Source organism: Pseudarthrobacter sp. (assembly GCF_036675385.1).
Classification (GTDB): Bacteria; Actinomycetota; Actinomycetes; order Actinomycetales; family Micrococcaceae; genus Arthrobacter.
Genome location: NZ_JAKFFD010000170.1, coordinates 1 through 11,711 on the forward strand (window position 1 = coordinate 1; position 11,711 = coordinate 11,711).

Sequence of the window (11,711 nt, forward strand, 5' to 3'; positions counted from 1 at the left end):
GAAGAGCCGGTTGGTCCAGTAGTAGGGGGTGAAGTCCGTGGGCCGGGCCTTGCGCATGGCGGCGAGGCTGTTGCGGAAGTCCACGTGGGTCCAGTCGTCCGCCGGGCGTTCAAGCCCTGCCTGCGCGAAGGCGGTGGTGTTGTAGTACATGTTGGCGGCGTTCCAGTCCATGGGGAGTTGGAACAGGCTGCCCTTGTACATAAAGGCCTCCACCAGGCTGGGGTGGACGTCGGCGAAGAACTCGGCCATGTCCGCGGCGTCGCGGCGCAGGTATTCGTCCAGCGGGTGGGCCAGTTTGTCCGCGAAGAGCTGCGCGCCTTCGGTGGCAACGTAGACGACGTCGGGCGGTGTGCCGGCGGCCACCATGGTGAGGATCTTAGTGAAGAAGTCTTTCCAGTCCACGGCCTGGATGGCCTGGACCTTGACCCGGATGTCCGGGTGGAGGCGGGTGAACGCGTCGATGGCGCGCTGGCGCGCGGCGGCATCGGCGGCGGTTCCCATGATGGCAATGCTGAGGCTGTTGTCGCCGCGCCCGGGAATGTCGGATCCGGAGAGCCGGGGCCACGATGCCACCGTCGCTCCCACAATTCCTGCTCCCAGGGCACCCAGGGCGGTCCGGCGCGAGAATTCACGCAGGCGGCCAGTCGTGGCACCGGTCATATCAATTTCCTTCCTAACACGCGTGAGGTAGCTTAGGGCGCCGACCTAACACGTGTCAAGTGCCACATTCTGGCGGTTGGCGCGGTCGCGGTCCGGCCCTCGGCGCACGTCCAAAACTTACGCAATCCGGTCAGCCATGGCCCCGAAACAACCGGGCGCGTGCTCCCAGTTTTCTGTGACACCCTTAACTGATGACCATTCCACGCCAGGCTCCACCGCGGACCCCGGCACGCCCCTCCCCGGGCTCCGGCTTTATGTTCGCGTTCGCCTGGCTCGCCTGCGTTGTCGGCCTGATCGCCACGTACTACTACTTCGTCCAGACCACAACGGGCCAGTTCATCGATGAATCCGCGCTGGTTGAAGCCATGGACATCCACGGGCCGGCGGGCAAGGCAGCCACCGAATTCCTGGACTGGCTGCCCACCATCTCGCTGGTGGTGGCCGCCGTCGTGGTTCTGTTTGTCACGGTGATCCGACGGCGGTGGTCGGCTGCCGGGATCGCAGTCACCGCGTGCATCGGCGCGAATATCGCCACGCAGGTCCTGAAGGAAGTGCTGCCCGCCCGCCCGGACAAGGGTGTGGTGACGCTGGAGCTGAACTCGCTGCCGTCCGGTCACACCACTCTGGCCGCGTCGGCTGCGGCGGCGGTGTTCCTGATGGCCTCGCCGCGGTGGCGTCCGCTGGCCGGTTTTGTGGGCGGCACTTTCGCCATCGCATCCGGGGTTTCCACCCTGATCAACCAGTGGCACCGCCCGGCCGACGTCGTCGCAGCTTTCCTCCTGGTGGGCGCGTTTATGATCCCCGCCGGCTGGCTGATCGTCCGGAACGGCGCGGCGTGGAACGTGTGGGACGGCTTCGACAAGCACGTGGGCTCGGCAAAGATCTGGCTCACGCTGCCGGTGGTGATCGGGCTGGCTTCCGCGGGGGTGGCCGTGTATTCGCTGGCCAAGATCGCCGCGGGGCCGCTCCAGGATGACAGCACCACCAACTACTTCTGGGCCGGGATCTCGCTCATCGTGATCGCCGGGTACCTGGCCACCGTGGCCACCACGTCACTGTTCGCATATGCCGCACGACGGCGGGACGCACCAACCCGCTGAGCCAACCGCCGCCGTCGGATGCCGGCGCCGCGGTCGCCTTAGGTGATCTTGCGCCGGTAGGCGGCCATGGCGAACACGTAGGCGAGGACGAGGATGCCGACGCACCAGGCCAGTGCGATCCAGATGTCGTTCCCAACCGGCTGCTGCGCGAACAGCGCGCGGATAGAGTTCACGATCGAGGTCACCGGCTGGTTCTCGGCGAACCAGGCCACCGGGCCCGGCATTGTCGCCGTCGGAACGAACGCCGAACTGATGAACGGCAGGAAGATCAGCGGGTAGCTGAACGCGCTGGCGCCGTCGACGGTCTTCGCGGAGAGCCCCGCGATCACGGCCAGCCAGGTCAGGGCGAGCGTGAACAGGACCAGGATGCCGGCGACTGCAAGCCAGGCGCCCACGGATGCGCCGGTGCGGAACCCCATGAGGAGGGCCACGCCGACGACCACCGCGACCGAGACGAGGTTGGCCACCAGCGAGGTGAGCACGTGCGCCCAGAGCACGCTCGACCGCGCGATCGGCATGGACTGGAAGCGCTCGAAGATGCCGCCCTGCATGTCGAGGAACAGGCGGTAGGCGGTGTAGGCGATGCCGGAGGCAATCGTGATCAGCAGGATGCCGGGGAGCATGTAGTTGACGTACGACTCGTCGGATCCGGTATTGATCGCGCCGCCAAGCACATACACGAACAGCAGCATCAGCGCGATCGGCGTGACCGCGGTGGTGATGATCGTGTCCGGGCTGCGCAGGATGTGGCGCAGCGAGCGGCCGGTGAGGACGCCGGTATCGCTGAGGACGTGGGTGCTCATCGGGATGCCTCCTTCTCTTCCTGCTCTTCAGCCGTTTCACCGACGAGCGCCAGGAAGACGTCTTCGAGTGAGGGCTGCTTCTCGACGTACTCGATCTCGGCCGGCGGCAACAGCCGCTTGAGCTCGTCGAGCGTGCCGTTCTGGATGATCGTGCCCTTGTGCAGGATCGCGATGCGGTCGGCGAGGTGCTCGGCCTCGTCGAGGTATTGGGTGGTGAGCAGCACTGTCGTGCCGTTCTGGGCGAGATTCTTCACGGTCTGCCACACGTCGATGCGCGCCTGCGGGTCGAGCCCGGTAGTCGGCTCGTCGAGGAAGATCACCTTCGGCTCGCCGATCAGGCTCATCGCGATGTCGAGCCGGCGGCGCATGCCGCCCGAGTATTCGGCTGCCTTGCGGCCGCCGGCCTCGGTGAGCGAGAAGCGCCCGAGCAACTCGTCCGCGATCGCCCCCGGGTTCTTCAGGTGCCGGAGCTTCGCGACCAGCACGAGGTTCTCCCGGCCCGTGAGCACTTCGTCAACGGCGGCGAACTGCCCGGTCAGGCTGATCGCCTCGCGCACATCGCCGGGGTTGGCGGCGACGTCGAAGCCGTGCACCGTCGCGGTTCCGGCGTCGGCCTTCAGCAGCGTCGAGAGGATGCGCACGAGCGTGGTCTTCCCGGCCCCGTTGGAGCCGAGGAGGGCGAAGATGCTGCCCGCCGCCACCTCGAAGTCCACGCCGCGCAGCACGTGCAGGTCCTTGAACGACTTCTCCATGCCCTGCACCCGGATTGCTGCCGCGGTCATGATTCCGCCTCCTTCGCCTTGTCGACCGCCTCGTTGAGGCGGGCCCGCTCCTTGTCGATCCACCGCTTTCCGCCGTATGCCTGGGCGAAGCTCTCGGCGAATTCGATGGGATCTTCGCCCACAATCTCGCCCACGGGCGTGCCATCGATGGCGGCGCGTTCCCACAGGTCCGCGAGGTCCGAGAGCATCTGCACCATCGTGTCCCCCTCGGTGACCCCGCCGTAGTACATGAAGTACCGGTTGAAGGCCTTCGCCACGGTGAGGTAGGGCTCAGGCAGGGCATCCAGCCGCGCCTTGGCCTGCTTGTACTGCTTCTTCTGCTCGAGCGAGCCGGTCACCAGCTCGATCCATTTCGCTGCCATATCACTTTCCTCCCTTGCGGAGCTCTTCAAGCCGTTCGGACAGGAAGCTCCATGTGTTCCAGAATTCGTCCAGTTCCTTCGTGCCCTGGGCGTTGAGCGTGTACACCTTGCGGGGCGGGCCCTTCTCGGACGGCCGCTTCTCGACGTCCACCAGGCCCTTCTGCTCGATCCTGACGAGCAGCGCGTACACGGTGCCCTCAGCGATGTCGGGGAACCCCTGCGCCCGGAGCAGCGTGGTGATTTCGTACCCGTACGCCGGGTTCCCGGTCAGGAGGGCAAGAACGATGCCCTCCAGTGTGCCTTTGAGCATCTCCGTCATCTGCTTGCCCATCGGACACCTCCTCCACTACTCAGTATTACTAGCTACTAGTACATAGTAGCGCTAAGTAGTGGAAGCGCAAGCCCCCAAAAAACCAGCGCAGGCAGGCGTTAAGGATGCGTTAAGATCCCGGGTTTTCCCGCAAAGGGCCCTTGGCCCGGTGCTACGCTCCGTTGGTTATTCACCCCAATCCCGCCTGCGCGGGGTACAGAAGGTAACCCGTTGACTGCACCCACCCGCTTCTCCATTCCCGCCAGCGTTCCCAACCCGGAACGCGACGGGGGACCCGGAAACCGGCTCACCCGGTGGCTGCTCGAACACACCGTCCACCAGCCGGTGGGCCCGGAAACTGCTGAGGACCACGCCCCCACGCAGAGCTGGTGGAAGGTCATGTGCCTCACCGGGGTGGACTACTTTTCCACCCTCTCCTACCTGCCCGGCATCGCCGCCCTTGCCGCCGGGGCGCTCTCCCCGCTGGCCACCCTGCTGATCGTCGGCCTGACCCTGCTGGGCATGCTGCCGATGTACCGACGGGTGGCGCAGGAAAGCCCGCACGGACAGGGATCGGTGGCCATGCTGGAAAAGCTCCTGCCGTTCTGGCGCGGCAAGATCTTTGTGCTGATCCTGCTCGGCTTCGTCGCCACGTCCTGGATCATCACCATCACCCTCTCCGCCGCCGACGCCACCGTCCACATGCTCGAAAACCCCTACCTGCCGCACTTCCTCGAAGGCCAGGCGGTTGTCATCACCGTGGTGCTCCTGCTCATTCTGGGAGGGGTGTTCCTGCTCGGCTTCTCCGAAGCGGTGGCCGTCGCCATTCCCCTCGTCGCCATCTTCCTTGTGCTGAACGCCGTCATCATCGGGGTGGGACTGTACGACGCCGTCACCCAGCCGGGTGCCATGGCTGACTGGACCGCGGCGCTCACCTCCTCCGGGACCGGCTTCGGCGATATCGCCGGACCCGCCCTGCTTGCCTTCCCGCTGCTGGTCCTGGGCCTGTCCGGTTTCGAGACCGGCGTCAGCATGATGCCACTGGTAGCGGCCGACGGCGCCACCGCCGAGGAACGCCTGGCCGCCCGCGTCCGCAACACCCGAAAACTCCTCACCACCGCCGCCCTGATCATGAGCGTGTACCTCCTGGGCAGCAGTTTCGTGACGACGGTGCTGATCCCCGCCGAGGCCTTCCAGGCAGGCGGCGAGGCCAACGGCCGCGCCCTGGCGTACCTGGCCCACGAGCTGCTCGGCAACGGCTTCGGCTCCGTCTACGATGTCAGCAGCATCCTGATCCTGTGGTTCGCCGGCGCCTCCGCCATGGCAGGGCTGATCAACATCGTTCCCCGCTACCTGCCGTCCTACGGCATGGCCCCGGACTGGTCCCGGGCCGTGCGCCCGGTGGTGCTGGTGTACACCGCCATCAGCATCCTGATCACCATCGGCTTCAACGCCGACGTCAACGCCCAGGCCGGCGCATACGCCACCGGCATCCTGGCCATGATGGTCTCCGGCGCCGTTGCGGTCAGCATCTCCGCCGCCCGCAACAAGAGGCGGCGCGCCGCCGTCGGCTTCACCATCCTGACCCTGATCCTGCTCTATGCGCTGGGGGCCAACGTCATCGCCAAGCCGGACGGCATTGCAATATCCGGCTTCTTCATCCTGGGCATCATTGTGGTCTCACTCGTCTCCCGGGTCAGCCGCACCACCGAACTCCGGGTCCACAACATCGAATTCGACGACGAAGCCCGCCGCTTCATCACCGACACACTCGACTTTGACGGGCGGATAAACCTCATCGCGAACCGCCCGCAGGACCGCGACGCCGCAGAATACCGTGCGAAGGAAGCCGAGCAGCGGGAGAACAACCCCGTGCCTGGCACCGCCGATGTGATCTTCCTTGAAATCGAGGTCACTGACCCCTCGGGATTCAGCGACGTTCTTGAGGTACACGGAATCGAAGTGGACGGACACCGCGTGCTCCGCGCCGAAAGCCCGGCCGCACCCAACGCCATCGCCGCCATCCTGCTGGCCCTCCGCGACGCCACCGGCGTCCGGCCCCACGCCTACTTTGAATGGGCAGAAGGCAATCCCCTGGCGCACCTCATGCGTTACCTGTTGCTGGGACGCGGAGACACCGCCCCCGTGGTCCGCGAGATCATCAGGGAAAACGAGCCCGATCCCGCCCGCCGCCCCGGCATCCACGTAGGCTGACGGGCAGTCCGATGACGGCACGGGGCGACACCGCCGGTGTGAAGGGTACGGGCCCGGCACGGTGGACGGGCAAAGCAGGCAAGGCCGCGAAAACGGCCAGGGCCCGCAAGGAGAACGCCATCCGGCGGGCGCTCTCGCACCCCGTCCGGTCGGTGCCCCTGGCATTCCTGGCCGTCATCATCCTGGGAGCGGTCCTGCTGATGCTGCCGGTTGCCCGGACCGGCAGCGACCCCGGAGCCGACCCCCTGATGGCCGCCCTGTTCACGTCCGTGTCGGCTGTCTGCGTTACCGGGCTGATCACCGTGGACACGGCCACGTACTGGACCCCTTTCGGGCAGACCGTGATTCTGGGACTGATCCAGGTGGGCGGCTTCGGCATCATGACGCTGGCGACGCTCCTGGCCCTGCTGGTCCGCAAAAGCATCGGCCTCCGCGGCCAGCTCGTGGCGCAGTCCGAAACGCACACGCTCAACCTGGGCGACGTCAGCGCCGTGCTGCTCCGCGTGGCCCGGCTCATGGTGGGCATCGAAGCAGCCACCGCGGCGGTGCTGACCGGACGCTTCTGGCTGGCCTACGACCAGAACCCCGGCACGGCGCTGTGGCACGGTGTGTTCCACGCCGTCTCGTCGTTCAACAACGCCGGGTTCGCGCTCTACAGCGACAACCTCATCGGCTTCGCGGAGGATCCTTGGATCATCGTCCCCATCTGCCTGGCGATCATCGCGGGCGGCCTCGGATTCCCGGTGATCATCCAACTGCTCCGGGGAAACGTCAAGGCCCGGAACTGGAGCGTCCACCTCCGACTGACCATCTACGGCACGCTGCTGCTCCTGGTGCTTGGCGTCACGCTTTTCGCCGCGTTCGAATGGAACAGGGACGAAACACTCGGCGGCCTGTCCCTGACCGGGAAGCTGCTGGGTTCCCTGGCCGGCGGCGTCTTCCCCCGCACTGCCGGCTTCAACAGCATCGACTACGGCGCGGCATCACCGGAGGCCCTCATGGTCACCAACATCCTGATGTTCATTGGCGGCGGCAGCGCCGGCACCGCAGGCGGCATCAAGATCACGACGTTCCTGGTCCTCGGCTTCTCCATCTGGAACGAAGTCCGCGGCCGGGACGAGGTGACCATTGCCCACCGTTCCATCAGCGCCTCGTCCCAGCGCCAGGCCCTGTCCGTCGCGCTGCTCGGGGTGGCAGCGGTGGTGGCCGGCACGCTGGCGCTGCTGATGGTCACCGACTACAGCCTGGAAAAGGTGCTGTTCGAATCCATCTCCGCGTTCGCCACGGTGGGGATGAGCACCGGCATCACCTACAACCTCCCGCCGGCGGCGGAATGGGTGCTCATGGCCCTCATGTTCCTCGGCAGAATCGGCACAGTGACGGTCGCGTCCGCTCTCGCCTTGTCCTCCCGGCCCCGCCTTTACAGCCTGCCTGAGGAACGCCCCATCATCGGCTAGGCGCCTACGCGTCATCCTTGCCGATGTTCTGGGTCCCTACCGGCTCGCCTTCACTCGTGTTGGTCCGCCTGTTGATCAGCCAGGTGATAAACCAGAGCACCACCCCGATCACCATCAGACCGCCGGCGATCTGGTACTGGATGACGTTGCGGCCCACCCACGGCCCGGCGAGGAAGGCACACAGCAGGGCGGCGAGGAGCGGCAGCTGCCCGGGCGAGGTGAAGAACACCTTGCGGTTGAGGTCGCGCTTGCGGCGAAGCACCAGGCAGGCCACGTTCACCACGGTGAAGACGCACAGCAGCAGGAACGCCGTGGTGCCGGAGAGGTTGGCCACGATGTTGCTCTTGGGGTCGCTGGTGACGTACCAGATCAGTCCCAGCGCGAGGACGGTGGAGAACAGGATGCCGGCCCACGGGGTGCGGCGGCCCGGCAGGACCTTCCCCAGGGCAGGCGGCAGGACGTTCTGGCGTGCCATGCCGTAGATCAGCCGGCTCGCCATCAGCATGTTGATCAGCGCGGTGTTGGCAACGGCGAACACGGCGAGGAACGGGAAGACCCTGTCGATCGGGAAGTCCGGCGAGCCCTTGTGCACTACCTCCAGCAGCGCGGCGCCTTCAGCCTCGCGGATGTTCTCCAGCTCGGTGGGCGACAGCACGCTGACCACGGAGACGGCCACCAGCATGTAGAGGAGCACGGCGATGCCGAGGCCCGTCAGCATGGTCCGCGGGAAAATCTTCTCGGGGTGCTGGGTCTCCTCCACCATGTTCACCGAGTCCTCAAAGCCCACCATGGCAAAGAAGGCGATGGAGGTTGCCGCCGTGACGGCCAGGAACAGGCCCTTGTCCTGGTAATCGTTGAAGACGAAGATTTCGCCGACGTTCCCGGTGCCCTGCGCCATGACGTAGAAGCCGACGCCGATCACGATGGACAGTGCAATTACTTCCACCAGCGTGAGGACCACGTTGAACTTCACGCTCTCCCCCACACCGCGCAGGTTGATCGCGGCCAGCAAGACCATGAAGCCCATGGCCACGGCGGTGATCACGCCCTGGCCGGGCATCTCCATCCAGCCGTTGATCCTCAGGCCGCCGAAGAAGTTCTGGGCGAGGACGTTCGCGGACGTGGAGGCGCTGGTGATGCCGGAGCAGACCACGGCGAATGCCACGAGGAAGGTGACGAAGTGGATGCCGAACGCCTTATGGGTATAGAGCGCCGCCCCTGCCGCCTGCGGGTACTGCGTGACGAGCTCAAGGTAGGAAAACGCGGTCAGCGTCGCGACGACGAACGCGAGCAGGAAGGGCAGCCAGACGATGCCGCCCACCGTCCCGGCCATGGTTCCAGTGACTGCGTACACGCCGGCGCCGAGGATGTCGCCAACGATGAACAGCAGGAGGAGCTTGGGGCCAAGGACCCGCTTGAGCTCATGTGGCTCTGCTTCGGGTTTTGCCGGAAACAGGTCATCTGAAGTGGTGCTCATCGCCCTGACCTCCACACTCATCCATCAACGTGGCCTACTTTAGGGTGATCCTTTCGCGCCACTTTGGCAACAGGTCAGGCTGGGCGCTCGGCTGGCCGGATTTTCCCCCTTGCCCGGCGTTTGTCACCGGGCCACAATGGGCGGATCACCGTTGCGACGACGACTGGGGGAACCATGATCCTGAAGACCACGCCGGAATCCGAGGCAATGGGACTGACGGCGGAAATTTACGACGACGACACTCGTTCACTCGGTTACGTCACCTCCCAGACGAAGGCCATGGCGATCAACCCCGAAGCCTTGCAGGCCTTCGAAACCATGCTGCACGTCATCACGGCTTCGATGGACCTGCGCCGCTATGAGCGACGGCCATGACCGAGGCCGACACCTTGGAACTGCGAAGCCATGGCTTCACAGACCGCGAAATCATGGACATCACCCTGGTGGCGACTGCACGGAACTTCCTCAGCCGCACGCTCCTCGCCTTGGCCGTAGACGTCGATGTTCCGCCGACCCTCAGCCCGGAACTGCAGGACGCTCTCCTGGCGCCGCTGGCCTCCCGCCGCCCAATGTAGCTCGCATTAAACGTCCCAATTCGCGCGTTTCACGACTTTAACTGTCAGCCAGTTGGGTCTGACCGGTCAGGCCAGCGGACAGATGATCTTGCCGCCAGTGAGGACATGGTTCAGGGTGATGTTCATGGAGGACGCCGTCTGGTCCACGTAGGTCGCGGTGACGCGTACTGTCAAGGAGCCTCCGGCAGGATTGTCCTTGATGATCTGCGACGCCTGTTGGGGCGGGCCAGCAATGATGACAATGTCTCCGGGAGTTATCGGGAGAACAATTGATGGCCCGGTGTAACTCGTCCCATAGGTGCCGGTGGACTGCAGGGCCGCGTACGCGATTGTTGCCGGAGCCACCGCGAGCGTGACGTGGAGCGTGGCGGTCTTATCCGAATTGCTGTTGGTGCAGGTGAGTGACGCGATCGCCGGTCCGGGCCAGGCGCCGTTGGCGGTCGCCGTCATGGTGGCAGTGGCCGATTGCTGCCAGAGGGCAGAGGCGGAAACCCCTCCGACACCCAGCAGCACCGTCAGCACGAAGGCGCCGATCGCCAACGCAACTCCCGGTACCCGCGCGAAGGCTTTCACGCCGATGCCTCGCCGTCGGCCTTCTTCGACCGTCCCCGGCCGCGGATTCCTTTGACCACCAGCAGCGCGCCGTAGCCAATCAGGCCGGTCGCGCCCAGTGTGACCCACAGGCTGCGGTCGGCATTGCCCAGCCTGTTAGCCGCGTAGCCAACGTAGGGAACGGCGTAAAACAGCTTGCCTTTGACCTGCGGTTCACGCACGGGCTCGGCATCGTTGACACCATTGTTGTCGCCCTTGGTGATGAGGGTCTTCTCCCCCTCCTGGGTTGCCGCGAAGCCCACTATGCGGTGGGTTTCGACGTCGGGACGGCCGGAGTACATCTGGAAGGTCACCACGTCGCCGTACTTGAGTTCGTCGTAGTCCACCGGCCTCATCACCAGGAAGGTTCCCGGTGGGAATGCCGGGGCCATGGAGTTGGTCAGCACCGTGTAGGTCTGAGACCCGGTGGCCCGGGGAACCACGATCAGCACGAGTGCTGCGAACACGGCGACCATCAGAACCACAAAGTTCAGAACCTTACCTACCGCGGCGAGAGTGAGGCGACGCCGTAGTGCTCCATCGTCGCCGTTGCTGCGGCTGTGAGCCTCTTGTGCCGACCATTCAACAGCCCTGTTTACCGTCATCAGCTCAGGCGCAGCCACTTGGCACCCCGCAAAGCTGGCGGGCGGTGAGCGGAAGGCTGACGTTCACGGCTTGGCCTTTCAGGAGGATGGAGGTGGAGGAACTGAGGCTGACCTGGAAGCACAATACTGTGCTGGACGCCTTGGGGACGGCCGCGGAGGTAAGTCCTGCCTCCGTCAGCGGCGCGTATCCGGCCGGGGAATAGCATTGCGCGACCGCCGAGGCGAACTTTGCGCTCACCGTGACGTACTGCGCCAGGATCCCGGATCCGACGTTCGATACCGCAGCTTGTCCCGCCGTGATGCTGGTGCTGAATGTGCCGCCGGCGTTGGAGTTGTTGCCAACCACCAGGCTGGCGTACACGGGTGTCCCCGGTGCGAGTAAGGTGACCTGGCCGACGTTGATGGTTGCTGACGTCCCTCCGGGAAGGCTCATGTTGGTGGCCTGCCCGGAGGGGCTCGCAGTGAGGCTGACGTCGAACGATGCGGAGGTTACTGTTCCCGGAGCGGTGGACGTGCCGGCGTTCCACAGGGCGTAGGTGCCCTGTACTGCCAGCAGCCCCAGGACCACCGCTGCTGCGATGAGTGCACCGGCGCGCAGCATCCGCGGGATCCGCATTGTTCCTCCTGGTCCTGATCCTAATGTGTCCTGATGGGCGGCCGGCTGATCCGCCGGCCGCCTAGTTCAGACTAGGACAGGCCGTCGCCCGCGGTGTTGACCTGGGTCAGGGTGAAACCGACATTGTTGAAGTTGTAGGTTGCGCTGACGTCCGCGCGG

The 11,711-nt window shown here is 65.4% G+C and carries 14 protein-coding genes; 5 read left to right on the plus strand and 9 right to left on the minus strand.

From position 1 onward, the window contains the following. Nucleotides 1–660, minus strand: a 660-nt coding sequence (locus V6M49_RS15040; RefSeq protein ID WP_332761761.1) for an ABC transporter substrate-binding protein, incomplete at its 3' end; no start/stop codon positions are given. Nucleotides 661–851: 191 nt separating this feature from the next. Between V6M49_RS15040 and V6M49_RS15045 the strand changes: the two genes are divergently transcribed. Next, on the plus strand, nt 852–1,760 hold the full coding sequence (locus V6M49_RS15045) for a phosphatase PAP2 family protein (RefSeq protein ID WP_141141355.1): 909 nt from the start codon (nt 852–854) through the stop codon (nt 1,758–1,760). Nucleotides 1,761–1,798: 38 nt separating this feature from the next. Here V6M49_RS15045 and V6M49_RS15050 read toward each other — a convergent pair whose 3' ends face one another. Genes V6M49_RS15050 through V6M49_RS15065 form a run of 4 tightly spaced genes read right to left on the minus strand, consistent with a single transcriptional unit; the run spans nt 1,799 to nt 4,038 of the window. Continuing rightward, a complete protein-coding gene (locus V6M49_RS15050; RefSeq protein WP_332761763.1) occupies nt 1,799–2,563 on the minus strand; it encodes an ABC transporter permease in 765 nt (254 codons plus the stop codon). Further along, nucleotides 2,560–3,345 (minus strand): ABC transporter ATP-binding protein, encoded by a 786-nt coding sequence (locus V6M49_RS15055; protein WP_332761765.1) that lies wholly within the window; start codon nt 3,343–3,345, stop codon nt 2,560–2,562. The genes V6M49_RS15050 and V6M49_RS15055 overlap by 4 nt, the downstream gene beginning before the upstream one ends. Then, on the minus strand, nt 3,342–3,707 hold the full coding sequence (locus V6M49_RS15060; protein WP_332761767.1) for a DUF1048 domain-containing protein: 366 nt from the start codon (nt 3,705–3,707) through the stop codon (nt 3,342–3,344). Before V6M49_RS15060 ends, V6M49_RS15055 begins: the two co-directional genes overlap by 4 nt. 1 nt (nt 3,708) lies before the next feature. Next, a complete protein-coding gene (locus V6M49_RS15065; protein WP_058931552.1) occupies nt 3,709–4,038 on the minus strand; it encodes a PadR family transcriptional regulator in 330 nt (109 codons plus the stop codon). A 210-nt stretch (nt 4,039–4,248) separates the two neighbouring features. Here V6M49_RS15065 and V6M49_RS15070 point away from each other — a divergent pair, with 210 nt between their 5' ends. Both V6M49_RS15070 and V6M49_RS15075 read left to right on the plus strand, forming a co-directional pair. Further along, on the plus strand, nt 4,249–6,231 hold the full coding sequence (locus V6M49_RS15070; protein ID WP_332761769.1) for an amino acid transporter: 1,983 nt from the start codon (nt 4,249–4,251) through the stop codon (nt 6,229–6,231). Nucleotides 6,232–6,242: 11 nt separating this feature from the next. Continuing rightward, nucleotides 6,243–7,688, plus strand: coding sequence for a TrkH family potassium uptake protein (locus tag V6M49_RS15075; RefSeq protein ID WP_332761771.1), 1,446 nt, complete (start codon nt 6,243–6,245; stop codon nt 7,686–7,688). Between the two features lie 4 nt (nt 7,689–7,692). On the opposite strand, the gene V6M49_RS15080 is transcribed toward V6M49_RS15075, so the two are convergent. After that, a complete protein-coding gene (locus V6M49_RS15080; protein ID WP_332761773.1) occupies nt 7,693–9,165 on the minus strand; it encodes an APC family permease in 1,473 nt (490 codons plus the stop codon). A 174-nt stretch (nt 9,166–9,339) separates the two neighbouring features. On the opposite strand from V6M49_RS15080, the gene V6M49_RS15085 reads away from it, so the two are divergent. Next, complete coding sequence (locus tag V6M49_RS15085) at nt 9,340–9,540, plus strand: hypothetical protein (protein ID WP_332761775.1); 201 nt, start codon at nt 9,340–9,342, stop codon at nt 9,538–9,540. Next, nucleotides 9,537–9,740: a hypothetical protein gene (locus tag V6M49_RS15090; protein WP_332761777.1), complete on the plus strand. Its 204-nt coding sequence runs from the start codon at nt 9,537–9,539 to the stop codon at nt 9,738–9,740. The genes V6M49_RS15085 and V6M49_RS15090 overlap by 4 nt, the downstream gene beginning before the upstream one ends. A 66-nt stretch (nt 9,741–9,806) precedes the next feature. Here V6M49_RS15090 and V6M49_RS15095 read toward each other — a convergent pair whose 3' ends face one another. The 3 genes from V6M49_RS15095 to V6M49_RS15105 are packed head-to-tail and all read right to left on the minus strand — an operon-like array spanning nt 9,807 to nt 11,552. After that, entirely contained in the window at nt 9,807–10,313 is a 507-nt protein-coding gene (locus V6M49_RS15095; protein ID WP_332761779.1) for a hypothetical protein, read from the minus strand. Further along, the gene (locus tag V6M49_RS15100; RefSeq protein WP_332761781.1) at nt 10,310–10,936 is read right to left on the minus strand and encodes a signal peptidase I; all 627 of its coding nucleotides are present in this window, start codon (nt 10,934–10,936) and stop codon (nt 10,310–10,312) included. The genes V6M49_RS15095 and V6M49_RS15100 overlap by 4 nt, the downstream gene beginning before the upstream one ends. A 4-nt stretch (nt 10,937–10,940) precedes the next feature. Next, entirely contained in the window at nt 10,941–11,552 is a 612-nt protein-coding gene (locus V6M49_RS15105) for a hypothetical protein (protein ID WP_332761783.1), read from the minus strand. Between the last annotated feature and the right edge of the window lie 159 nt (nt 11,553–11,711).